Consider the following 22,496-nt stretch of genomic DNA (forward strand, 5'->3'; position numbering starts at 1 on the left):
TCATTCGGATCGTTTCGCGCCGCGGGCCAACGTGCGGAACACTTCGTCCATCGTCGCTACGGCATATTGTTTTTTCAGCGCGGCCGGAGTCCCCAGCGCACGGATCCGACCGTCCACCATGACCGAGACGCGCGAGCAGTACTCCGCCTCGTCCATGTAGTGCGTCGTAACGAACACGGTCGTTCCGCCGGCCGCGGCTTCGTAAATGAGCTCCCAGAACTGGCGGCGCGTGATGGGATCGACGCCGCCGGTCGGCTCGTCGAGAAAGACGAGCTCGGGCCGGTGGAGCGTCGCCACCGAGAACGCGAGTTTCTGCTTCCAGCCGAGCGGCAGCGCCCCCACGAGCGTGCGGCTCTCGGAGCGGAAATCGAGACGGCGGAGAATCTCCACCGCACGCCGCAGGATCCGCCTGCGGCTCAGACCGTAGATTCCGCCGTAGAGACGGATGTTTTCCAGCACCGTCAGATCGTCGTAGAGCGAGAAACGCTGGCTCATGTAGCCGATGCGGCGTTTGATCCGCTCGCTCTCGCGCATCACGTCGCAGCCGGCCACCGTGCCGCTGCCCGAAGTGGGGTAGCTCAGCCCGCAGAGCATCCGCATGGCCGTGGTCTTGCCTGCGCCGTTGGCGCCGAGGAACCCGAATATCTCGCCCCGGGCGACGTCGAACGAGATGCGGTCCACGGCCGTGAAGCCGCCGAACTTTTTGCTCAGTTCGCGGACGGAAAGGATCGGATCATTCATGGCGCATCAATCGGATGAATACGTCCTCGATTCCCGCCTCCGCGGGGCGCAGCTCCGCATTGCGAAACCCTTTGCCGGCCAGCTCCGCGACGAACCGTTCCGCCGAGAATCCCCGTCCCGGAATCAGGTGGTGGACCGCCCCGAAGGGATAGCACTCCCGCACCCCGTGCGCCGCACGCGCCGCCAGCAGCAGCCCGTACATATCCGGACCCGAGAGCGCATAGAGCGCCCCGTCGAAGCGCGCGGCCGTACCGGCCGGCGTGTCGACCGCCAGCACGCGCCCCTTGTCGCACAGGGCGATGCGCCCGCAGCGCTGCGCCTCGTCCATGTAAGGCGTCGAGACGAGCATCGAGATGCCCTTGGTCCGGAGCTCGGAGAGCATGTCCCAGAATTCGCTGCGCGACACGGCATCGACGCCCGTCGTGGGCTCGTCGAGCAGCAGCACCGACGGACGGTGGATCAGCGCGCAGCACAGCGCGAGTTTCTGCTTCATGCCGCCCGAAAGCTTGCCGGCGCGGCGTCGGCGGAAGGGTTCGATCTGCCGGTATATCGGAGCGATCAGATCGCTGTGATCCGCGATCCGCACGCCGAAGAGCGACGCGAAAAAATCCAGATTCTCGCCGACCGAAAGGTCGGGGTAGAGCGAGAAGCGACCGGGCATGTAGCCTACGCGGGCACGTATGCGGCGTGCATCCCGTCCGATGTCGAAACCGTCGACCGACGCCGTTCCCGCATCGGGCGTCAGCAGCGTCGCTATCAGGCGGAACAGGGTGGTTTTTCCCGCACCGTCCGGGCCGATCAGTCCGAACAGCTCGCCGCGCCCCACCCGGAACGACACGCCGTCGAGAGCCGTCAGCGCCCCGTAGCGTTTGGTCAGCCCCGAAACCTCAATCGCACAGTCGGACCGTTCCATACAAACCGAGTTTGAGACGTCCGTCGTTCTCGACGGCGATTTTGACGGCATACACCAGATTGGCCCGCGAATCGCGCGTCTGGATAGTCTTGGGCGTAAATTCGCTCTCGGAAGCGATCCAGACGACGCGGCCCTCGTACTCGTATTGCTCCGCACCGCCGAAATCGGCCGTTACGCACACCTCGCGGCCGAGTGCGAGCGAGGCGAGCTGATCCGAAGTGAAATAGGCGCGCAGATAGACCCGGCTCAGGTCCGCGACTTTCATCAGCGGACGCCCCACGGAAGCCAGCTCGCCGGCCTCGGCGTATTTGGCCAGCACCGTCCCCGTTACGGGCGACGCGATGCGGCATTTGGCGAGCCGGTCGTCGATCTGCGCGATCTGCAGATCGATGGCCGAAGCGTTCTCGTCGACAGCCGCGGCGTTGTTGCGCAGGGTCGAAAGCGCCGCGTCGAGCTGACCGCCGAGGACCCTGAGCTGCGCGTCTATGTCGTCCAGCTGTTTGGCCGTCGCCGCTCCGTCGCGGAGGAGGTTCTCCGCGCGGCGGCGCTCGGTCCGCTGTTTGGCGATCTGCTCGCGCAGCGCGGCGACCTGCTTCGAAATGTCGGGACGCCCCGACCGCACGGAGGCGCGCTGACGTTCGAGACAGAGCTTTTGCAGGCGGAGCTGCACGGTGTCGATGACGCCGACCGGCCGTCCCGCTTCGAGCAGATCGCCCTCCTGCACATCGAAACTCAGGATCCGGCCCGCCGCTTCGGCCGAGACCGTGATCTCGGTCGCCTCGAAAGTGCCTGCGGCGTCGTAGTCTCCGCTGCGGTCGCAGGCGGCCGCAAGCAGCATTGCGGCGCATAGGTACATTCGTTTCATCGGTTCAGAGTATGTCTTAATTCGCAAATCGTTTTTACGAGTTCGATTTCGTGTGCGCTGCGTGCCGTGGCCGCCGCGGCTTCCTCGGTGATCCTGCGCAGCAGGTCGTCGGTGTCGATCACGCCGTTGTCGAGTTTCGCCTCGGCCGCACGGCGCACCGAGCGGCGCAGCGCGACGATGCGGTCGTCGTCGGCCAGCGCGCGGCGCAGACGTGCGATCTCGCCGCTCTCCCGTTCGCTTCGCAGCCTCGTGTTGAAGAGGAATACGTCGCGCTCCACCTCCACTTCACGGCGTGCCGTGCGGAGTTTGTCCAGCGAGTTCCTCTTCGTGTAATAGGCCCCGAAATTCCACGTCATGCGCACGCCGACCGTCGCATTCCACGACCAGTCGCTTTTCATCATGCTCTCCAGAAAGTCGAGGCCCGGATAGCCGTAATACCCCTGTGCGAAGAGTCCGAAACGCGGCCGCACCGAAGCCTTCACGCTCCGCTCCTGTGCGGCGAGCGCCTCGGCCTTCGCATCGAACAGAGCCAGCTCGGGCCGCGCCGGCTCTCCGGCCGCCGGCTCCGCGGCATCGGGGCACACCAGATGCGCCCGGCCGAGCTCGCGACCGATGAAGAGCTCCAGCATGCGGCGATAGCTGCCGCGCGAAGCCTCGACCTCGGCGAGCTGTTGTCCGGCCGCGAGCAGTTCGGCCTCGACGGCATCGCAATCGGCCTGCGTCGCCGCGCCGTTACGCCGCAGCGAGCGCATCTTTTCCAGATTGCTGCGCAGCAGACCGAGGGTATGGTTCGTCTGCACGATCCGCTGGTCGAGCAGCAGGATGCCGAAATAGAGTTCGTCCACGCGCCCCTCCACCTCGTAGAGAGCGACATCCGCCGCACGCGCCCGCTGCGCCGCATCGGCTTCGGCGATCCGCTTGTCGGCGGCCGTCTTTCCGCCGTCCCAGACGGTCTGGTTCAGCTCCAGCGCGACCTTGTACTGATCCTTGTTCAGCCCGGGCAGCTCGATTCCCTGTCGGACGAGCATCTCCCGGAGCACGTCGGGGTAGGAAGCCACCGCCGTCTGCCACGTGGCCTGCGCCGAGAGCGCGAATTGGGGCAGATAGGCGCGGCGGGCGTTCGAGAGCGTATATTCCCGCGCGAGCCGGATCAGATCGTATCGGCGGATTTCGGGATAATGTTCCCGCGCGAGGCGCCGGCACTCCTCGAGCGTCGGCTGTGCGGCTGCCGCGACGGCCGACAGCAGCATGGCGCATGCGATAAGGATTCGTCTCATGACCTACGATTTTCTAAGCCGCCGCATGACGACCTCGACGACTTCCGCCCTGCGCCGTTCGAAAAACAGACTCCGGTCCGCGGTGTAATCCCCGAGTATGGGCTCGATGATGGGGTAGGCGATGAACGAAAAGACGTTGAGCGAGATGATGTCGAGCATCAGCATCCTCACATCCACCCCCCCCTCCGTTTCGCCCCGGGCGGCCGAAGCGTCGAGCTCCGACTGCAATTCACGGATCATCGCATCGGTGATCCCGCGGATACGCACGCGCATGGCTTCGTAGCGTTCGGGCCGCGAAAAGACTTCGTTGCCGATGAAACGCGGCATATCCGGATTGGCGGCGATGAAATCGAAATGCGTCTCGATTCCCTCCTTCAGACGCTCCAGAAGCGGCAATTCCCGCCGTCCGAAAGCCGCAAGCACGGTTTGCCCCATGAGCCGCAACTTCTCGTCGAGTATGCGGTCGAAGAGCTGTTCCTTCGTGCGGAAATAGTAGTGCAGCAGAGCGTGCGTTACGCCCGCCGCCTCGGCGATCGACGTGGTGCGCGCACCGGCGAATCCCTTGGCGAGAAATTCGCGTTCGGCCGCCTCCAGAATCGCCTGCTCTCTGTTCGGCTGTGAAACAACCGTCGGTTTGCCGTTGTTTGACATTTTTATTTAACAATTTTGTCAATGCAAATATACATTCTCTTTTCCGATTTACAACACCTACGCCGATATTTTTTTCGGTCTGCACGAACGGCACGCCGAACGAGAAAACGGAATATCCTGCATACCAACATGATACGAAAAGAGACTGTCCGCAACATCAGACAGCCTCTTTTTCATGCGTTCGGCTTTCGGGAACACCTTTCGGACATACGATTCTCGAAGAGCCGAACACGATTCGCGGCCAGCGTCCTCGTCCTGCGAAGAGGCAGAAAACCCGTGCGAGGGGAGGGGAGCCGTTCACCGCCAGTTCGTGCCGCCGCAGCCCTCTTTCGGCCGCATGCGTGCGCCTCCCGCTGCCGACCGACCCGACCCGGCGAATCCCTTCCGCCGGCCGGCGAACGATCTTCAGAAGTTGCGCATGCGACCTGCACTGCCGACAAACCGCACGCGGCCGGCCGACCGGACGGCATCCTGCGAACGACCGGTTCGCCCGAAGCGGCACTCTCTCCTTCGCGGGAGAAGGTTACCTGCACCGCCCGGCAGCGGGCATCGCCTCGGCTTTCACTTCGTTCACGAGAACTCTCCCCTCGGCGAAATCGCGGATATTGCGCAACGTCGTGCGGGCGATATTGTCCAGCGCCTCCCGGGTGAAGAACCCCTGATGCGACGTTACGATCACGTTGTTGAACGACAGCAGCCGCGCCAGCACGTCGTCGTCCATGACGCGGTCCGAGGTATCCTCGTAGAAATAGCCGGCCTCCTCTTCGTACACGTCGAGCCCCGCCGCACCGATCCGTTTCTCCTTCAGTCCGTCGATCAGGGCTTCGGTGTGGATCAACTGTCCGCGGCCCGTGTTGACGAGCATCACCCCGGGTTTCATCTGCGAGACCGCCACGTCGCCGATCATGTAGCGCGTCCGATCGGTCAGCGGACAATGCAGCGACACGATGTCCGAACGCCGGTAGAGCTCTTCGAGCGACACGTAGACGATCCCCGCCTCCTTCGCATAGGCCGGATCGGGGCAGAGGTCGTTGGCCACCACCTCCATGCCGAAACCTTTGAGGATGCGGATCAGCTCGCGTGCGATCCGGCCCGTACCGACGATGCCGGCCGTCTTGCCGTACATGTCGAATCCCATCAATCCGTGGAGCGAGAAATTGCCGTCCCGCGTGCGCCAGTAGGCGCGGTGGATCTTGCGGTTGAGCGCCAGCATCAGCGCCACGGCATGTTCGGCCACGGCATGCGGCGAATAGGCGGGAACCCGCACCACGGGAATCCCGCAGCGGGCCGCCGCTTCGAGATCGACGTTATTGAAACCCGCGCACCGCAGCGCGATCAGCTTCACGCCCAAATCGGCCAGACCGCAGACGGTCTCGGCATCGACCGTGTCGTTGACGAAGACGCAAACCGCGTCGGCCCCCTTTGCGAGGGCGACGTTGTCGGCATTCAGATGGCTGCGGTGGTAGCCGATCTCCAATCCGCAATCCCTGCCGATCCGCTCGAACGACTCCCGGTCGTAGGGCTGCGTTCCGAACATCGTTATTTTCATGGCACGAACGACGTTTACGACTACGCAACGGTTACCTCCGGGTCGAGATAGACGTCCTGCACGGCATGCAGCAGCCGCACCCCCTCCGCCATCGGCTTCTGGAACGCCTTGCGGCCCGAGATCAGCCCCATGCCTCCCGCACGCTTGTTGACGACGGCCGTCAGGACGGCCTCCTTCAGATCCGACTCGCCGTGCGACTCGCCGCCCGAGTTGATCAGGCCGACACGGCCCATATAGCCGCAGGCCACCTGATAGCGACACAAGTCGATCGGATGATCCGACGCGAGCTGCGTGTAGACCTCGTCGCGCGTCTTTCCGAAGCCCACGGCGCGGAATCCGCCGTTGCCGACCGGAAGCTTCTGCTTCACGATGTCGGCCTCGATCGTTACGCCCAAGTGGTCGGCCTGCCCCGTGAGGTCGGCCGAAGCATGGTAGTCGGTCCCGTCTTTTCGGAAGGCACCGTTTCGCAGGTAGCACCACAGGATCGTCGCCATCCCCAGCGAGTGCGCGTATTCGAACGCCTTCGAGACCTCGACGAGCTGACGCCGGCTCTCCTGCGACCCGAAATAGATCGTGGCCCCGACGGCGACCGCCCCCATGTTCCACGCCTCGCGGATCGTTCCGAACAAGATCTGGTCGTAGGTATTGGGATAGGAAAGAAGCTCGTTGTGGTTGATCTTCACGATGAACGGTATCTTGTGGGCGTATTTGCGGGCCACGGCCCCCAGCACTCCGAACGTCGAAGCCACGGCGTTGCAACCCCCTTCGATCGCCAGTTTCACGATGTTCTCCGGATCGAAATAGGCCGGATTCGGGGCGAAAGAGGCGCCCGCCGAGTGCTCGATTCCCTGATCGACGGGCAGAATCGAGAGATAGCCCGTACCGGCCAGACGGCCGTGCCCCCACAGGGTTTGCAGGCTGCCGAGGGTCCGGACGTTGCGGTCCGAATCCATCCAGATGCGGTCCACGGCATCCGGCCCGGGCAGATGAAGCGCCCCTTTGTCGATGGTCCGGCACGTATGACCGAGATAGTATTCGGCCTGCGGACCCAATAAATCGCTGATTTTACTCATAACATTTATAGTATTGATGGATGACTGTCCGCGTTCGACGGCAAAGAACGTACCCCGTTGCGCCGGCGGCAAGCCGGCGAATGCCGCCGCCGGATACGGCGAACCCCGGCGGACCGGATACGACGGCTGGGATTCAACACAATAGGGGCGAATTTCCCAAAAATACGGCCGGACGTTCGGTCATCGTGCGCACGACACCCGTCGAATGTGGTACCGTTGTTGTTTCAAAGGCATCGTAAAAACCGTACAAGCCATGGGAAAGTTCCTGTTCCGCAACGACCGCATCATCTTCTCGACCCGTAACAACGGATTCGCCGGGAACGAACGCGACGAAACCCTGATCGAAGAGAATCTCATCGACACCGAAATTCCGACCGACGACCGGATACCGGACGGGACGGACGAAATCGTCGAAGACGACCGGCCCGTGTACGACGAAGAGGGCTACCGCAACAAACCCGGCGTATAGGCGCGACGCTGTGCTCGGAAAAGGACGGGACTGCCGCAGAAAAAGATGAAAAAGGGCAGACTGGAGGCATTCAGCGACGGGGTCATGGCGATCATCATCACCATCATGGTGCTTGAGATGAAACCGCCCAAGCAGACCGCGCTCAGCGCATTGCTTCCGGTACTGCCCGTGTTTCTGAGCTACGTTCTGAGTTTCGTATACGTTGCGATCTACTGGGTGAACCATCATCACCTGCTGCAAGCGACCCGCCGGATCAGTACCGCCGTCCTGTGGGCCAACATGCATCTGCTGTTCTGGCTTTCGCTGATTCCTTTCGTTACGGGCTGGCTTGGCGAAAATCACCTCGAACCCGTACCCGTGGCGTTCTACGGAGGCGTCCTGTTCATGACGGCCGTCGCTTTCCGCATCCTCGAACGAGCCCTCATCCGCTCGCACGGGGCCGGAGCTCCGATCGCGAACACCCTGAACAACAGCCGGAAGGAGCGGGTATCGATCGTCCTCTACCTCTTCAGCATTCCCGTCGCATTTTTCCACATCGCACCGTCGATCGCCTGCTACGTCATCGTCGCCGTCATCTGGTTCATCCCCTCGAAAGGATTGGAGAAAGCCGTGGAAAAATAGACCGATGCGGCCCGCTTCGCAATCCGGCCGGGTGCCCGCACCTCCCGTCCAGCGCGGGGCCGCCGCTTCGCCGCGCCGAAAATTTCTTAACTTTGTACCGCAACTTCGATCCGGTTCGTTTATGAAAGTATTATTGGTCAACGGCGGTCCGCACAGACAGGGCTGCACCTTCACGGCACTCTCCGAAGTGGCCGGAGCTCTCGAAAAGCAGGGTATCGACACGGAGACGCTTTGGCTCGGCGTCGAGCCCGTGGCCGGATGCATCGGCTGCGGACGCTGCTTCGCCACAGGCCGCTGTTTCATCGGCGACGCGGTCAACGAGGTCATCGCCCGCTCCGCCGAATTCGACGGCTTCGTCTTCGGCACGCCCGTACATTTCGCATCGGCCACTGGCTCCCTCACGGGCTTCATGGACCGTCTTTTCTACGGCCGGACAACCCTGTTCGCCTACAAACCCGCCGCAGCCGTGGCGAGCTGCCGCCGGGCGGGTTCAACCGCCGCACTCGACCAGCTCAACAAATACTTCGCAATCAGCAGGATGCCCGTCGTTTCGTCCCAATACTGGAACATGGTGCACGGCACGACGCCCGAAGAGGTCCGGCGCGACGCCGAAGGGATGCAGATCATGCGGACGCTCGGCGTCAGCATGGCGTGGCTTCTGCGGTGCATCGAAGCAGGCCGGGCAGTCGGCATCGGCCTCCCCGAAGCCGAGGAACCCGTGCGCACGAATTTCATCCGGTAGCGGGAGCGGGGACGGCTCCCTCGCCGCAGGCCGATCTGCCGCGCGACCTCCGTTCATTTCCGACAGCCTCCGCAGAAACGCCTCGGCCGCCGAATGTCCGTTTTCGGATTACGAAGCAAAAATCCTATCTTTGCAGATAATCCGCATCCGGCACGCTCCTTGTCCGGGAAAATCGAACCGACCGTAAACCGAACACCGACTCATGAACGCCACGAATCACCTTTTCCGGACAACAATGCTGTGCTGCGCGCTGCTGCTGCCCGTTGTTTCGACAGGCCAGATCGCGGAAAAATCGACCGAAAAGAGCGATTTCCAAGCGCGCACGGGCTTCAGCATCGACAAAAAAGCCGTCGCAGGACTTCACATCACATGGAGCGAAGAGTTGCGCCTCAAGGATGCGCTCGGGAAAATCGATCGCATCTACTCGGTTCTGGCGGTCTCCTACGAATTTTGCCCGTGGTTCAAGGCGGGCGCGGACTACAACTTCATCGCCGTCAAACGGGACGAAGGCTGGGAATTCCGCAACCGTTCGAACATCGACCTCACGGCCTCGTACAAGCCCGCTCCCCGCTGGCGGCTCTCGCTCCGCGAACGATTCCGCATCACCTCGACCAACAAGCGGAGCGATCCGGCACTGGAAGCCAATCCCGCTTGGATCATGCGTTCGCGGCTCATGGCCGAATACGACGTGCGGCCTCTTCCGATCCGGCCCTACGTCTACCTCGAACTCTCGAACACGCTGAACGCTCCGAACATCACAGGCAACTACATCGACAAAATCCGCACCTCGCTCGGGGTGAAATACGCCCTGTCGCCGCGGAGCGAATTCGACTTTTTCTACCGTTTCGACCACAACCGCAGCAAACGTATCGAAGCGGCCGGCGCCGGGCCGGCGAGGTTCGTTACCACCCGCAAGGAGAACAATCACATACTCGGTGTATTTTACGAATATAGTTTCTGATCCGACACAAGGCAGCCCGTCCGAAGCCGCTCCGTCCATACGGCGAAAAGCCTCACAACACTCCCTGCGCACGATTCCGCATCGCCCCCGCCGTCCGGTGTCCCCGGACACGCCGGTGTGCGGCACGGGCGGCGAGTACCGAGTGCAGCGTGCAGAGGGTATGTAGTGGGTATGTAGAGCGTGCGCGGGCAACATCGGACGCAGCCGGCACACGATATTCGGGTTCCGGCACTCGGATCGCAGGACGGAAAAAGGAACAGTCCGCGCCCGAAGCTCTCCGAAAACGGAAACCGCCCCGTCGGGATGTTTCCCGACGCGGGCGGAATCCGGAGAATCGAGGCGAACGGACGACTTCTCCGCTTTTCGCGGCAAAAGTCTTCTCACTGCGCGTCCTTCACGAAACGCACGGAAACGCCGTTTGCGACCTGCGAATCCTGTATGACGGGCACGCCGCCGCCGAGCGTATTGATCTGAAGATATTTGCGCATTCCCGACTCGCCTTCGGTCGCACCCATCAGACAGCCGCGCACACCGAATCCGTTATTCTTCCCGGCGGCTTTCGAATACAGACCCGCCAGCGGAATAAAGTCCGTATACGGCTCCTCCAGTACGGCGACGAGCGCCTCGAAATCGGCCTCTTCGGGCAGTCGCCAGCCGTCGGGACAAAGGCCCTGCGCCGTTTCGTAATCGTACAGCATCCCGTATTTTTTCAGATTCTCGGACGAGGCGTCGGACGGATACCAGCATCCCGACGGATCTCCGGTTACATGCCGCAGGTTTTCCGCCATCCAGATGCGTCCGCCCAGCTCGACGGTGGCATAGGTCTCGTCCATGCACACCATCGTATCGCCGCTCGCATCGTCCCCGCCCGGTTCGTCGTCGGGACTGTCGCCGCCTTCATTGCCGTCCGTGTCGGGTTTCAATTCGCCGCCGGTCTCCCAGTCGGCCACATCGCCGCTGAGCGTCGGGACCAGACGATCCTGCTCGACGACGAGCGAGACGGTGTAATACTTCCCCTGCAACAGCTCGGTGGCCTCGAACGACGCCGACCGGCTTTTGCCGTCGGCCGTGCGGGCCGTCAGCGTCAGAGCGGCCGTCTGCGGAACGACGACAGCCCGATACGACTCGTTGGGCACTTGCGCAAAGGCTTTGATTTCGGCGGCGGGAGCACCGCTTCCGGCCTTCGCGGTCTGTGCCGCGAGGTCCACATCGGCACTGAGCACCGTCCCGCCGAGGCGGAGTTCCTCGACGGCCGAAGCGGTCCGGTTGGTAACGACGATCCTCACGGATGCCATGAGGTGCCGGAAGACCATTCCGACCGCCGACTCCGTGGGCGTAACGTTCGACTTGAGCGCAGACAGCAGGTCCGACGATTCGATGCCGGAGGATTGGTCGGCCGCGACGCTGAATCGGACGGGAGCGCCGTTCTCGGCATAGGGGTAATAGGCCGTGAGCGTGGCCGGATCGGAGGTTTGGTCGTACCAAGCGAGATCGGATGCGGAAAAAACGGTCCCGTCGTAAGACATTCGTACATTTTCGGCATAGATGCCGGAGGCGCGGGTGATGGTGAGGCCAATCTCGTCGCCTGTTTCGAAATCGAGTCCCGAAACGCGGGTGATGGCCGGCATGATCTTCACGCCGGAGAGCTCCGGCACTTCGTGCGAACGCGAACAACCGCCCGCTCCGATCACGCCCGCCATGCCGCAAAGCATAACGATAGATTTTTTCATTGTAAAGTTTGCCGTTAATATTGCTAAACAGAACAAATATACGTCTTTTCAGCTTATCGGGCAAACTTTCGCATCAATTTTTGTAATACGATTCATCGAGTCCGAGCGTGAAGTTCTCCCGCCGGAACCAGATCAGAACCGCCGCAACGGCTGCGAGCGCGGCATTGAATAAGAACGGAAACCGATCGCTGTGCGTACCCGTCATGTGCCGGAACAGATCGACGAGGAACGGACAGACCATCACGGCGAGGTAGTTCACCGACATCACGAACGACAGGGCGAGCGTCGCCGAACGGGGCGGAGCGATGGTGGCGGCCTTATCGTAGATGATCGGTTGCATGGCGCCGTAGCCGAGCCCCGCCAGCAGGCAGCCTGCTGCGAGCATGGTCCTGTCGCGGAAGATACCGCAGCACAGCAGACCAGCGCAGATCAGCAGCAGCGACACGAAATTGAGGTTGCGGCGAAGGCGGCGGATGATGCGGTCGATGAAAAGTCCGGGCAGCATGATGGCGAGAAAGAAGAGCGAGATCAGGACCCCCGAAAAGGAGCTGGCGATCTTATAGTCGTCGACGAGAAAGGCCGTATAGAACGTAACGACCAGTACGGTGTAGGTGATGAAAAAATAGAGCCCCATCAGCTCGGCCAGCTTGCGGCGGTCGATCGACTTGTGCCGCAGCTGCGCGCTTTGCTCGGGCTCTGCGGCGGCGGGCTGGCGCCGCAGAAACAGGGAGAGCGCGAGCGAGATGCCGGGCAGGGTGTAGACCAGAAAGGGCAGATGCCACTCGACATCGGCCAAATAACCCGTTACGATGGTGGCCAGCACGAGCGTGAGATTGTTGATCGAGGAGCTGTATCCGAGCTGCCGGATGCGATAGTCTCCGGTGAAGTAATCCACGACGAGGCCCGTGGAAAAGGGAATCACCATGCCGGCGCCGACCCCGAGCAGGCAACTGATGACGATGAGGCCGGTCATGCTTCGGGCGAACAGGCAGGCTGCGCCGCTCAGGAAAAAGAGCACGAGCCCCACGGTGAGCGTCCGGAGTTTGCCGGGCCCTTCGGACAGTTTGCCCGACAACAGCACGAACGGGATGATGAGCAGCGACGGCAGCGACGTGAGCATCTGGATCTCCAGATCGGTTGCCTTGGGGAAGATGCCGTTCAGGTCGCCGAGAATGGGCGAGACGGCCAAGCCGGGTAACGATGAAATGGCCGAAACCGACCAGACGGCAAGCAGCACGACAAGCGGTATCGTACCTTTACCTGTTTCTATTTTCATAAGTCCGACACGTTTACTGGTATTATCCGCAACTGTCGTACCAAAAGCGCTGTCCGACAGCTCTCCCGCCATGAAACACCCCCGCCGGAGGTATTTCCGGCAGGGGTGGAATCGTAAAAAAACGGACTTCGGCGCGCCTTCCTTCCGCCGCTACTCCTTTACGCAGCGGATCTGCATGCCGCCGGCCCTGTGATAGGGCGACGAAGGTTCGAATCCGCTCCGGGCGGCATCCGACGCATCGAACCAGAATGTCATGGCCGACGCATCGAGCGCGTCGGTTCCCGAAGTCCAGTAATAGCCCATCCACGGCTTAGGTACCTCGACGCCCGTCTCGGGACTGTAAAGATTCTGAATTCCCCCCGTCAGATAGGTGCGGAATCCGGCAGCGGGGTAGAACGCCGTCGCCGTACCATCGGTCAGTGTCCAGCCGTACATCGCTTCCGTACCGGCCGCCTTGTCGACGATCTCCAACCCGGCGAAATCCTCCGCCGACGGCACGCGCCACCCCTTCGGACAGGGATCGTTCTCCGTCTTCGTACGCCCCCACAGTTCATCGGAATGCGCCGCATAGAGCCAGTCGTAAGCCGACTCCTCCACGCCGAGTATGAAACTCAGCGGATGGGAGGAGGCATAATCCGCCGTTCCCGTGCCGGCATCGGACCGCACGTATTCGATCGTAACGCGGATGCCGTCCGCGTCGTACATCGCGTGGTCCGTCCCACGGGCGGCATCGTAAGAGGCGGGCCCGACGAAGGGTACTCTGCGCCCCCACTGATAGAAGAGCCCGAACGAAGCGAGTATTTCGTCGTTCGTGGCATTCGTGTTGCCCAGTGCGCCCAGATTGAGCGACATGAAGGTCTTTCCGTTGGCGTAGGTCTGCTCCCCGACATCGTCGGCATCCACGATCCAGATATGCCACGTCCAGAGCAGAGCGCCCGCGGCATCGTATGCCCCCACGAGGACATTGCCCTCCTTGACGCCGCCGTCCTCCGCACCTACGTAGAATGAGTATTTTCCGTTTGCGAATTCGCAGTACCGGATCAGCTCGGTCTCGGTCTGCCAGACGATACGCACGTCGTGCGTCGCGATCGGACCGCCGCTCTCGCCTTTCGTCATGGCGTCGAACGTATAGTTCGTATTCGGCTGCGAGACGATGAAGCAGTTGGACTGCACGGACCCGAGGTCGACGGCATCCGCCACGCTGACGAAAAGTTCCTGCGTAACGGCCCCTCCGTCGGGCGCCCGCCCGATGACCGTGGCCGTACCGGATTCGGCCCCCTCGCCGTCGCCGATTTTCGCAGGCGCCTGAGCCGTGAGGGTCATCGTCGCCATATCGGCCGTCAGCGTCCACCCCTCGGGAATGTCCGTAACGCTGACGCTCATGATGTCCGAGGCGGTGAATCCCAACGTACCGGTTCCGCCCGGAGTCTTCACCAGAATGGCACCCGGGCCCAGCGACAGCCACGGCGCGTCGTCCTTGCCGCACGAAGCGAAAATAGCAGCCGCGACGACAACGGCCAGACACCGTCTTACGCACTTAACGATCAAATTATCCATATCTTTTCCAATTTACCGGACAGCATTCGTAAACCGTTGCAAAGATACCAAAAAGCGCAACAAATCCTACGGCGTGCTTCGATAAATTACACTCGGGAATGATTCTTGCCCCATTTCGTGTAACGATTCTTAAATCCGAATAGTATGTCGAAATTGAAAATCGAGACGGGAAGTTCGCCTGCTGCCGACCGTTTCAGCATAACGGTTACGGAGAAAGGACCCTACCTCGTCTACGGCCGGCCGCCGCTGGCCCTGCAATTCATCATGCCGAACGACCGGAACGAAAGCTGGTATTTTCAGGAGGGCAGACGCTTTTCGACCGAAGCCGAACCCACGGCCCTGTGCCGATGCGGAGCTTCGCACCGCAAACCCTACTGCGACGGCGCCCACACGAAGGCCCGCTGGGAGCCCGAGCTCACTGCCGAACAGGACTCGCTGCTCGACGACGTGGAGGTAACGGAAGGCGGTTCGGTCTCGATGACCGACAATGAGAAATACTGCGTTTTCGCACGTTTCTGCCATCCTCACGGCGACGCATGGTCGCTCACCGAGCGTTCGGCCGACCCCGGCGCCCGCACACTCGCCATCCGCGAGGCTTCGATGTGTCCGAGCGGACGTCTGATGGCTTGGGACAACAAATCCATGAAGCCCTACGAATTCAAATTCGAGCCGAGCCTCGGGCTGATCGAGGACATCACGATCGGCGCCAGCGGCGGATTGTGGATTCGCGGCGGCATCCCGCTGAAACGCGAAAACGGCCGCACCTACGAAATCCGCAACCGCGTCGTCGTCTGCCGCTGCGGGCAATCCGCCAACAAACCCTATTGCGACGGCACGCACGCCTCGATCAAATGGCGCGACAACCTCGAAGGGGAACCCGTGGGCGAAACGCTGCCCGAGAAGGTTTATTGACGGCCGGGCGGCTGCCGCTCTCCGCCTTCCGCGCCAGAGACAACGACCGTCCTCCGAAAACGGTTCGGCCGAGCGGGAGGCGAATCAGATGCCGCACCGGAATAGAGCGGCGAGCCCGCTGTGCGGCCCTCGGCCCCGGCAGGCGGGATCAGCGGGGCAGCAGGCGGCAAAGAGCCGCAAGGGTACCGGCCGGCACAAAAGCCGAAGCCTTGCAGGAGAAGATGCACGTAGCGAAGATGCCGGCCGACGCCGAAATCCTACTCCCTGCCCGAAGTCCCGCACCAGAGGGAATCCGACCGGGCCGGTGGTTGTGAAGGGGCTGTCTAACACGTTTCCCAACCCTCTGAGAATTGCGTACTCCGAAAATTCTCGAATAGCAGTACGAATGAAAAAGGGGAGTCTAAAACGTGTCGGACAGCCCCTTGCGATATTCAGGCAGACAGCACCCCTGTGCGGACTCGCCGCCCGCACGCCCGTCATTGCTTCTTTTCGGGCTTGGCGATGGTTTCGCGCATCGTGGTGTCGGCCATGATATTCTTCATTTTGTAATAGTCCATCACCCCCAGATTCCCGCTGCGGAATGCCTCGGCCATCGCCAGCGGCACCTCGGCTTCGGCGAGGATCACCTTCGCGCGCGCATCCTGCGCCTTGGCCTTGTTCTCCTGTTCGAGCGCCACGGCCATCGCACGGCGCTCCTCGGCCTTGGCCTGCGCGATGTTCTTGTCGGCCTGCGCCTGATCCATCTGGAGCTGCGCGCCGATGTTCTTGCCCACGTCGATGTCGGCGATGTCGATCGAGAGGATCTCGAATGCCGTCCCGGCATCGAGCCCCTTTTCGAGCACCACGCGCGAAATCGAATCGGGATTTTCGAGCACGATCTTATGCGAATCCGCCGAACCGATCGACGAAACGATGCCTTCGCCCACACGTGCCAGCACCGTCTCCTCGCCGGCTCCGCCCACGAGCTGTTTGATATTGGCCCGAACCGTTACGCGGGCCTTGGCGATGAGCTGGATGCCGTCCTTGGCCACGGCCGCCACCGGCGGCGTGTTGATGACCTTCGGATTCACCGACATCTGCACCGCCTCGAACACATCGCGGCCCGCGAGGTCGATGGCCGTGGCCATCTTGAAGTCGAGCATGATGTTGGCTTTCTGAGCCGAGACGAGTGCATGGACCACGTTCGTAACGTTGCCTCCCGCAAGATAATGGGCCTCCAGTTCGTTGGCATCGAGGTTCAGGCCGGCTTTCGTGCTCTCGATCATCGACGAGACGATCACCGACGGCGGCACCTTGCGCCAGCGCATCAGTATGAGTTGCAGCAGACTGAGCCGCACGCCCGACACGAGCGCCGAGAACCAAAGCCCCACCGGGATGAAATAGAAGACGAGCCAGACGGCGAAGAGGCTCACGAAGACGATCAGTACGATCATTCCGATTTGAAGGTCCATGATATTCAGATTTTATCAATAGGTTTCACAATCACGCTGGCATTTTCGAACCCCACCACTTCGACCTCGGTCCGCGGATCGACATAAGTGCCGAGCGATTTGGCCTCGAAACTCCGGCCGCCGATCTCGACCTTGCCCATCGGCGAGAGCCGCGAAAGCGTAAGGCCGCGGTCGCCGAGACGCACCTGCTCCGACGCGGGAGCGGGCATGCTCGATGCGACTTTGTGTCGGAGCGAAAAGCGCTGCCACGTTTTGGCCCGCAGCGACAAGAGCGTCGCTGCCACGGCAAGCACGAGTACGACCCCGAGCGTTACCGTTCCGCCGAGGGGGCCGTAGTCGCGGAAAGCCATATAGACAGCGCTTCCGAAGCTCACGAGCGACAGCACGGCGCCGGCCGACACACCGGGCAGCAGCACCAACTCCGCCACGAGAAAGAGCACGCCGAAGAGAATGAGGAGTACGATGACGAACATCTCCATACGCAATAAAAATTGGTAGCCGGGACTAAAGATAATCAATCAATTCGAATTTTCGGCAAATTCGGTTACTTTTATTTCGAGTGCAGGATCCGCCTGCCGGATCGCTCCGGCGACTGCGGCGGCCGCGGCCTCCTCGTCGAACATTCCGAGTACGAAGCGGTCCCGACCGACGCGGGAGAGCTCGCGGCCCTGAGCTTCGGCGGCGATCGTCTCCTTCGCGGATTCGGAAAGCGGGCCTGCGATCTCGACCCGGTAGGCGATCTTCGTCCGTTCGGGATCGCGCGTCAGATTGCGGTACTCGCCGTCGCGCCACACCACGACCTCGGGCCGGATGAAACCCTTGGACTTCATCTGCTTCTGAGCTTCGAGAGCCTCGGCTTCCGTGGCGAATCCGCCGGCGAAATAGCGCCACTTGCCCGCATCGTCGATCTGGTAGCAGAGCGGATAGGCTCCCTTGAACAGCGCCGCCGCCCGCTTCGTATTGAACGTACCGAGCAGAATCCGGTAGATCGTGCCGCGCGGATGGACCTTGCATTCGGGAATCGGATGCTGATAGCTGTACGTCGGCTTCGCCGAAAATGCGATCGGCGCATAGTCGAGAAAATAGCGCTCCTGCAACTCGATCTTCGGCAGACGGTAGTCCACCACCCTCAACTGCGCCGTTACGCCGCGCAGCGAATCGCGCGCAGCGTCCAGTCCGAGCAGTTCCGCCAGCCGGGTCTCGTAATCCACAGCCACCTGTTTGCGCAGGAAATAGTCGGTTACGGCATCGGACGCAGTCTCGCCCTTCAACTCGGAGAGCTCGCGGGCGGTTTCGGCCGCAAGCTCCTCTTCGTGCGCCAGAATATCGTCCTGACCGAGCTTGTCGAGCAGATAGCCGTAGGCGTAGGTCTTATTGTCGAAGATGTAGTTCCACGTCATCGCCAGCGAATCGGCCAACACCTCGTTCAACCCCTGCATTGTACGGCATTTGCCATAGAGTTCGGCCGCCTCCTCTTCGGTCGGAGCCGCAGCGTACCGCTCGGCCAGACGCGACAACTCCTGATAGTTCGCATAGTAGCGGTTGATGTAATCCACCGCCTGCATCTCCAGCCGCTGCGCCTCCTTCAGCGCCGCGTAGTCCGCCGCCGACAACTGCTCTTCGAAATAGCCGTTGTAAACCAAGTTGCGCACCTTCTCCGCCTCGGGCAGCTCGGGCACGGACACGCCGCCGGACGCCGCCGCAACACCGTGCGGCGCATCGAGATTCGAGACGACCCACTCCTGTTCGATCGCGGCGATACGGTCGACGAGCTCGCCTTTCGCGCTGCGGATGGCGAAAATCCGTTCTTCCAGCTCCATGATCCGCTGCCCGTAGAGCTGCCGGCCGGCCGCATCGTCGCGGAACCGGACGCGAACGGCCGCCAGCTCGTTCGAAACCGAATCCTCGCGCATCTGCAAACGCGCATCTTCGCGCAGCAGCGACATATACTCCTCGTTATCCTCCAACCCTGCGATGCGGGGCGCAACCTGCTGGGCATAAGCGCCGCACAAACCGGCCGCCGACGAAAAAAGGATCATCCAAACCTTACGCAACATCATCTCTCCCTGAGTTTTGATCTATCTCCACCACTTTATGAAAAACAACTGGACCAATCCGAATATCTCCAGACGTCCGAACAACATGAGCAACGTATTCACGAACCGGCTCAACACCGGAAGCCCCGAATAATTATCGAGCGACCCCACTTCGCCGAAGCCGGGTCCCACATTGCCGATGCAGGCCACCGCCGCCGAAAAACTGGTCAGCAGGTCCACGCCGCACATCGTGCTCACGACCGTACCGGCCAGCGTCAGCATCAGGTAGGCGACGATGAACACCATCACGGAATTCGTAACCTCGTTCTCCTGCATGATGCCGTCGAGACGGATGCGTATGACGGCGCTCGGATGCTGCTGCTGCTTCAGCCGGGCCCGCAGCATCTTGCCCGCGATCACCAGCCGGTTCACCTTGATGCCTCCGGCCGTCGAACCGGCACAGGCGCAGACGAGCGACCCGAAGATCAGGACGATGATGGCGAACGGCGTCCAAAGGTTCGTATCGGCCGTGGCATACCCCGAAGTCGATACGAGCGAGACGAATTGGAAGGCGGCATACCGGAACGAGGTGAAAAAACCTTCGTAAGTACCGGCTATCCAGAGGCTTACGGCGATCGCCACGCTGCCTGCGAGCAGCATCAACAGATAGAAGCGCGTAACCTCCGAACGGAAAATATTGTTCCGTTTGCCCGTAACGGTCGCATAGATCACCCCGAAATGAATGCCCGCCACGGCCATCGTGAAGATCAGGATCGTCTCGATCATCGGACTGTTCCAGAAGCCGATACTCAGGTTTTTGGTCGAGAAACCGCTGGTGGCGCAGGCCGACATCGCCTGACACAGGGCGTCGAACCAGTTCATCCCCGCCATCTTCAGGCACAGGGTGGAGAGTGCCGTCAGTCCGACATAGACGACCAGCAGAATCTGCACGACGATCTGGGTCCGATAGCGGTAGTTGTCCTTGGCCAGCGTGGACATCTCGACATTCGAAAGCGTCAGTTTGTTGCGTCCGAGCGAAGGCAGGATCACCAGCGCGAACATCACCACGCCCATGCCGCCGATCCACGTCGAGCCCATGCGCCAGAACATCAGTCCGCGCGGCAGCGCCTCCACGTCGTTGAGGATCGAAGCGCCCGTGGTGGTGAAGCCCGAGACGCTCTCGAACCACGCATTCACCAGCGTGAACTCTCCGCCCCACATCAGATAGGGGAACATGCCGACCACGCAGGCCGCGAGCCACGAACAGACGACGATGCAATATCCCTCCTTGGTGGTGAGCTGCTCGGTCTTCTCGACGAAGATCATCGGGAAAAGCCCCAGCAGCGTCGTCAGCGACGCGGAAAGCAAGAGAGGATAGAACGCGGAATCATAGCCGCTGACCGCCGAAATACCGGCCGACAGCAGCATGAAGAGGGCGACGAAGAGCATCACCATCCCCACATAACGCAAGACCACGCTCAACCTCATCGCTATTGGGTTTTACCGGATTGTTTGACCAGCGCGATGAGGGCTTCGATCTTCTCTCTGAGCCCCAGCACCTCGTCCTTGAATTCGGCTTTGGCAGCGAACGGAGTGCGGAACGCGAGGTAATCGCCGAGACTCTTGTTCATCCGAACGATCGGATTGACGCAGTAGACCGACATGAAATAGTAGAGCATCAGCACGATGGCAATCATCACCGCAAGCGAAATCAGCACGGGCGTTACCGCACGATAGGCGTTTTTTTTCATCTGTTCGGCACGCGGCACCAGCGAACTCTGCGTCGAGGTCATGTACGATTTGATCGCCGACGTCAGACGGCCGTAAAGCGTCTCGTAATCGCTTTGATACCAGCGCGAAGCGAGAGCGGCCGAATCCGCCTGCACGAGCGGTGCGAACGCAGTCCGGAACGGAGTTCCGTCGCCCGAAGCCAGAAAATTGTCGGTCAGAAGGCGCATCTCGGTCGTGGCGAACGCGAGCGAATCGAGAAACGATTTGTCGAGCGCTTCGCTCTGGGCCACGGCCAGCGTATTTTCGAGGCTCTCCATGCGGTTACGGCACACGCTGTCGTAGGAGCGGTCGCCGAACACCGCGAGATGGATGAGCGCCACGTTCTGTTCGTGAGCCGCGTCGAGCATCCGCTTGGCCAATTCGATATTGCGTTTGTTGGCCTTGAGAATATCGCCCGTATCGCGGCTCAGGTGGCTCAGCTCGAACAACGAAATCATGCCCGAAAAGAAAAGCAGACAAACGATGCTCAGAAAGCCGATCGCGACCCTTCTCCGAAGTCCTGTCATATCCCAACTGTTTTTACTCCTGCAAAGATACGAATTTAATCGAGAATTTCACCCGCGAGATCGTGCGATTCATCCATCGCGCCGAGCCGCACCCGGCAAACGGTGTTGACGCGGGCGCGGTCGTAGGGGGCTTTGACCCTGCGGTAGTTGCCCGTGAAGCCGAACATCATGCCGCCGCGCCGCGTACTCTCGAACAGCACGCGATCCTCCGTACCCACGGCTTTCGCACAGAACGTGCCGTGCAGACGTTCGCACAACGCCTCCAGCTCGGCGCCCCGACGTGCGGCGACCGCAGGCTGCAACTTGCCGGGCAGCGCGACGGCCGGCGTCCCGGGACGCTCGGAGAAGGGAAAAATGTGCAGAAAAGCCGGCGCCGTGCGCTCCAGAAACGCATAGGTCTCCCCGAAATCGGCCTCCGTTTCGCCCGGGAAGCCGACGATCACGTCGATGCCGATGAAAGCGTCGGGCATCAGACGGCGCACCGCCTCGATCCGACCGGCGAAACGGGCCGTCGTATAGCGGCGGCGCATCAGCCCGAGGATGCGGTCCGAGCCGCTCTGAAGGGGAATGTGGAAGTGGTGCTGGAATTTGGGCGACGCAGCGCAAAATTCGACGATATCGTCGGTCAGCAGATTGGGTTCGATCGACGAGATGCGGTAGCGCTCGATCCCCTCCACCGCATCGAGCGCCCGCAGCAGGTCGATGAACTTCTCGCCCGTCGTGCGGCCGAAGTCGCCCGTATTCACCCCCGTGATGACGATCTCCTTCTGTCCGGCTGCGGCGATCTGCCGCGCCTCGGCCACGGCATCCGCAACCGGCAGGTTGCGGCTCGCACCCCGCGCATAGTGGATCGTGCAGTAGGCGCAGCAATAGTCGCAGCCGTCCTGTACCTTGAGGAACGCCCGCGTGCGGTCGCCGCTCGAAAAAGCCGCGAAGAACCGGGTCAGCGAATCCGTATCGCAACTGTAAACCCGCGCGCGGCCTTTGCCCGTGAGTTCGAGCACCCGTTTATATAAATCGCCCTTATCATTATTTCCCAACACTATATCCACACCGTCTATCGCCGCTATATCCTCCGGTTTGAGTTGGGCGTAACACCCCGTAACGGCGATGATCGCCCCGGGATTGCGGCGATGGAGTTTGCGAATCAGGTTGCGGCATTTCTTGTCGGCGTGTTCCGTAACGGAACAGGTGTTGACCACGCATATGTCGGCCTCGGCCTCGGGCGCCACGCGCACGAAACCGCCCTGCTCGAACTCGCGTGCGAGGGTAGAGCTCTCCGAAAAATTCAACTTGCACCCCAAGGTGTGGAAACTGACTCTGCGCTGCTGCATATTCCTGCCGTAAATTTCGGGCGAAATTACGAAAACTATGC

The 22,496-nt window shown here is 61.5% G+C and carries 21 protein-coding genes; 5 read left to right on the forward strand and 16 right to left on the reverse strand.

Features of this window, described 5'->3' with window-relative positions; translation table 11 throughout:
- The 7 genes from BN3659_RS01535 to BN3659_RS01565 form a co-directional block, all read right to left on the reverse strand.
- Positions 1 to 741, reverse strand: coding sequence for an ABC transporter ATP-binding protein (locus tag BN3659_RS01535; RefSeq protein WP_091534006.1), 741 nt, complete (start codon positions 739 to 741; stop codon positions 1 to 3).
- Positions 734 to 1,654: an ABC transporter ATP-binding protein gene (locus tag BN3659_RS01540; RefSeq protein ID WP_091534007.1), complete on the reverse strand. Its 921-nt coding sequence runs from the start codon at positions 1,652 to 1,654 to the stop codon at positions 734 to 736. Before BN3659_RS01540 ends, BN3659_RS01535 begins: the two co-directional genes overlap by 8 nt.
- Entirely contained in the window at positions 1,629 to 2,519 is an 891-nt protein-coding gene (locus BN3659_RS01545; protein ID WP_091534009.1) for an HlyD family secretion protein, read from the reverse strand. Before BN3659_RS01545 ends, BN3659_RS01540 begins: the two co-directional genes overlap by 26 nt.
- Complete coding sequence (locus BN3659_RS01550) at positions 2,516 to 3,796, reverse strand: TolC family protein (protein WP_091534010.1); 1,281 nt, start codon at positions 3,794 to 3,796, stop codon at positions 2,516 to 2,518. The genes BN3659_RS01545 and BN3659_RS01550 overlap by 4 nt, the downstream gene beginning before the upstream one ends.
- 3 nt (positions 3,797 to 3,799) lie before the next feature.
- The gene (locus BN3659_RS01555) at positions 3,800 to 4,447 is read right to left on the reverse strand and encodes a TetR/AcrR family transcriptional regulator (RefSeq protein WP_091534012.1); all 648 of its coding nucleotides are present in this window, start codon (positions 4,445 to 4,447) and stop codon (positions 3,800 to 3,802) included.
- 523 nt (positions 4,448 to 4,970) lie between these two features.
- A complete protein-coding gene (locus tag BN3659_RS01560; RefSeq protein ID WP_091534013.1) occupies positions 4,971 to 5,996 on the reverse strand; it encodes a 2-hydroxyacid dehydrogenase in 1,026 nt (341 codons plus the stop codon).
- A 20-nt stretch (positions 5,997 to 6,016) separates the two neighbouring features.
- On the reverse strand, positions 6,017 to 7,069 hold the full coding sequence (locus BN3659_RS01565) for a class I fructose-bisphosphate aldolase (protein WP_091534021.1): 1,053 nt from the start codon (positions 7,067 to 7,069) through the stop codon (positions 6,017 to 6,019).
- Between the two features lie 253 nt (positions 7,070 to 7,322).
- Between BN3659_RS01565 and BN3659_RS01570 the strand changes: the two genes are divergently transcribed.
- The 4 genes from BN3659_RS01570 to BN3659_RS01585 all read left to right on the forward strand — a co-directional run bounded on the left by BN3659_RS01570 (position 7,323) and on the right by BN3659_RS01585 (position 9,862).
- Positions 7,323 to 7,538, forward strand: a complete 216-nt coding sequence (locus BN3659_RS01570) for a hypothetical protein (protein WP_091534023.1) — start codon at positions 7,323 to 7,325, stop codon at positions 7,536 to 7,538.
- A gap of 45 nt (positions 7,539 to 7,583) precedes the next feature.
- Complete coding sequence (locus tag BN3659_RS01575) at positions 7,584 to 8,159, forward strand: TMEM175 family protein (RefSeq protein ID WP_091534024.1); 576 nt, start codon at positions 7,584 to 7,586, stop codon at positions 8,157 to 8,159.
- 121 nt (positions 8,160 to 8,280) lie between these two features.
- Entirely contained in the window at positions 8,281 to 8,901 is a 621-nt protein-coding gene (locus BN3659_RS01580; RefSeq protein WP_091534026.1) for a flavodoxin family protein, read from the forward strand.
- Between the two features lie 202 nt (positions 8,902 to 9,103).
- On the forward strand, positions 9,104 to 9,862 hold the full coding sequence (locus BN3659_RS01585; RefSeq protein ID WP_091534027.1) for a DUF2490 domain-containing protein: 759 nt from the start codon (positions 9,104 to 9,106) through the stop codon (positions 9,860 to 9,862).
- A 380-nt stretch (positions 9,863 to 10,242) separates the two neighbouring features.
- Here the strand turns inward: BN3659_RS01585 and BN3659_RS01590 are convergent, their stop codons facing one another.
- The 3 genes from BN3659_RS01590 to BN3659_RS01600 form a co-directional block, all read right to left on the reverse strand.
- Positions 10,243 to 11,592 carry a fimbrillin family protein gene (locus BN3659_RS01590; RefSeq protein ID WP_091534029.1) on the reverse strand — a complete coding sequence of 450 codons (1,350 nt, stop codon included), beginning with the start codon at positions 11,590 to 11,592 and terminating at the stop codon, positions 10,243 to 10,245.
- A 73-nt stretch (positions 11,593 to 11,665) separates the two neighbouring features.
- The gene (locus BN3659_RS01595) at positions 11,666 to 12,868 is read right to left on the reverse strand and encodes an MFS transporter (protein ID WP_091534031.1); all 1,203 of its coding nucleotides are present in this window, start codon (positions 12,866 to 12,868) and stop codon (positions 11,666 to 11,668) included.
- A 150-nt stretch (positions 12,869 to 13,018) separates the two neighbouring features.
- Positions 13,019 to 14,425 (reverse strand): FISUMP domain-containing protein, encoded by a 1,407-nt coding sequence (locus BN3659_RS01600; protein WP_091534032.1) that lies wholly within the window; start codon positions 14,423 to 14,425, stop codon positions 13,019 to 13,021.
- Between the two features lie 144 nt (positions 14,426 to 14,569).
- Between BN3659_RS01600 and BN3659_RS01605 the strand changes: the two genes are divergently transcribed.
- Positions 14,570 to 15,337, forward strand: a complete 768-nt coding sequence (locus BN3659_RS01605; RefSeq protein WP_091534034.1) for a CDGSH iron-sulfur domain-containing protein — start codon at positions 14,570 to 14,572, stop codon at positions 15,335 to 15,337.
- Between the two features lie 476 nt (positions 15,338 to 15,813).
- Here BN3659_RS01605 and floA read toward each other — a convergent pair whose 3' ends face one another.
- Genes floA through mtaB form a run of 6 tightly spaced genes read right to left on the reverse strand, consistent with a single transcriptional unit; the run spans position 15,814 to position 22,455 of the window.
- The gene (gene floA / locus BN3659_RS01610; protein ID WP_171847673.1) at positions 15,814 to 16,788 is read right to left on the reverse strand and encodes a flotillin-like protein FloA; all 975 of its coding nucleotides are present in this window, start codon (positions 16,786 to 16,788) and stop codon (positions 15,814 to 15,816) included.
- 5 nt (positions 16,789 to 16,793) lie between these two features.
- Positions 16,794 to 17,267 (reverse strand): NfeD family protein, encoded by a 474-nt coding sequence (locus tag BN3659_RS01615; protein WP_091534035.1) that lies wholly within the window; start codon positions 17,265 to 17,267, stop codon positions 16,794 to 16,796.
- A gap of 39 nt (positions 17,268 to 17,306) precedes the next feature.
- Positions 17,307 to 18,848, reverse strand: coding sequence for an SPOR domain-containing protein (locus BN3659_RS01620; RefSeq protein WP_224757827.1), 1,542 nt, complete (start codon positions 18,846 to 18,848; stop codon positions 17,307 to 17,309).
- Between the two features lie 18 nt (positions 18,849 to 18,866).
- Positions 18,867 to 20,312 carry a TrkH family potassium uptake protein gene (locus BN3659_RS01625; protein WP_171847674.1) on the reverse strand — a complete coding sequence of 482 codons (1,446 nt, stop codon included), beginning with the start codon at positions 20,310 to 20,312 and terminating at the stop codon, positions 18,867 to 18,869.
- A 2-nt stretch (positions 20,313 to 20,314) separates the two neighbouring features.
- Positions 20,315 to 21,121 (reverse strand): hypothetical protein, encoded by an 807-nt coding sequence (locus BN3659_RS01630; RefSeq protein ID WP_091534038.1) that lies wholly within the window; start codon positions 21,119 to 21,121, stop codon positions 20,315 to 20,317.
- Between the two features lie 35 nt (positions 21,122 to 21,156).
- Positions 21,157 to 22,455, reverse strand: coding sequence for a tRNA (N(6)-L-threonylcarbamoyladenosine(37)-C(2))-methylthiotransferase MtaB (gene mtaB, locus BN3659_RS01635; RefSeq protein WP_091534040.1), 1,299 nt, complete (start codon positions 22,453 to 22,455; stop codon positions 21,157 to 21,159).
- Between the last annotated feature and the right edge of the window lie 41 nt (positions 22,456 to 22,496).

Origin of the sequence: Alistipes sp. CHKCI003, assembly GCF_900021155.1 — a bacterium.
Taxonomy (GTDB): Bacteria; Bacteroidota; Bacteroidia; order Bacteroidales; family Rikenellaceae; genus Alistipes; species Alistipes excrementavium.

Excerpts from the sequence above, each read along its gene's own strand:
- BN3659_RS01545 (WP_091534009.1), bottom strand. The coding sequence starts at position 2,519 with ATGAAACGAATGTACCTATGCGCCGCAATGCTGCTTGCGGCCGCCTGC.
- BN3659_RS01630 (WP_091534038.1), bottom strand. The coding sequence starts at position 21,121 with ATGACAGGACTTCGGAGAAGGGTCGCGATCGGCTTTCTGAGCATCGTT.
- BN3659_RS01535 (WP_091534006.1), bottom strand. The coding sequence starts at position 741 with ATGAATGATCCGATCCTTTCCGTCCGCGAACTGAGCAAAAAGTTCGGC.
- BN3659_RS01615 (WP_091534035.1), bottom strand. The coding sequence starts at position 17,267 with ATGGAGATGTTCGTCATCGTACTCCTCATTCTCTTCGGCGTGCTCTTT.
- mtaB (WP_091534040.1), bottom strand. The coding sequence starts at position 22,455 with ATGCAGCAGCGCAGAGTCAGTTTCCACACCTTGGGGTGCAAGTTGAAT.
- BN3659_RS01570 (WP_091534023.1), top strand. The coding sequence starts at position 7,323 with ATGGGAAAGTTCCTGTTCCGCAACGACCGCATCATCTTCTCGACCCGT.
- BN3659_RS01560 (WP_091534013.1), bottom strand. The coding sequence starts at position 5,996 with ATGAAAATAACGATGTTCGGAACGCAGCCCTACGACCGGGAGTCGTTC.
- BN3659_RS01540 (WP_091534007.1), bottom strand. The coding sequence starts at position 1,654 with ATGGAACGGTCCGACTGTGCGATTGAGGTTTCGGGGCTGACCAAACGC.
- BN3659_RS01595 (WP_091534031.1), bottom strand. The coding sequence starts at position 12,868 with ATGAAAATAGAAACAGGTAAAGGTACGATACCGCTTGTCGTGCTGCTT.
- BN3659_RS01590 (WP_091534029.1), bottom strand. The coding sequence starts at position 11,592 with ATGAAAAAATCTATCGTTATGCTTTGCGGCATGGCGGGCGTGATCGGA.
- BN3659_RS01600 (WP_091534032.1), bottom strand. The coding sequence starts at position 14,425 with ATGGATAATTTGATCGTTAAGTGCGTAAGACGGTGTCTGGCCGTTGTC.
- BN3659_RS01575 (WP_091534024.1), top strand. The coding sequence starts at position 7,584 with ATGAAAAAGGGCAGACTGGAGGCATTCAGCGACGGGGTCATGGCGATC.
- BN3659_RS01620 (WP_224757827.1), bottom strand. The coding sequence starts at position 18,848 with ATGATGTTGCGTAAGGTTTGGATGATCCTTTTTTCGTCGGCGGCCGGT.
- BN3659_RS01625 (WP_171847674.1), bottom strand. The coding sequence starts at position 20,312 with ATGAGGTTGAGCGTGGTCTTGCGTTATGTGGGGATGGTGATGCTCTTC.
- BN3659_RS01585 (WP_091534027.1), top strand. The coding sequence starts at position 9,104 with ATGAACGCCACGAATCACCTTTTCCGGACAACAATGCTGTGCTGCGCG.
- BN3659_RS01555 (WP_091534012.1), bottom strand. The coding sequence starts at position 4,447 with ATGTCAAACAACGGCAAACCGACGGTTGTTTCACAGCCGAACAGAGAG.
- BN3659_RS01565 (WP_091534021.1), bottom strand. The coding sequence starts at position 7,069 with ATGAGTAAAATCAGCGATTTATTGGGTCCGCAGGCCGAATACTATCTC.
- BN3659_RS01605 (WP_091534034.1), top strand. The coding sequence starts at position 14,570 with ATGTCGAAATTGAAAATCGAGACGGGAAGTTCGCCTGCTGCCGACCGT.
- BN3659_RS01580 (WP_091534026.1), top strand. The coding sequence starts at position 8,281 with ATGAAAGTATTATTGGTCAACGGCGGTCCGCACAGACAGGGCTGCACC.
- floA (WP_171847673.1), bottom strand. The coding sequence starts at position 16,788 with ATGGACCTTCAAATCGGAATGATCGTACTGATCGTCTTCGTGAGCCTC.
- BN3659_RS01550 (WP_091534010.1), bottom strand. The coding sequence starts at position 3,796 with ATGAGACGAATCCTTATCGCATGCGCCATGCTGCTGTCGGCCGTCGCG.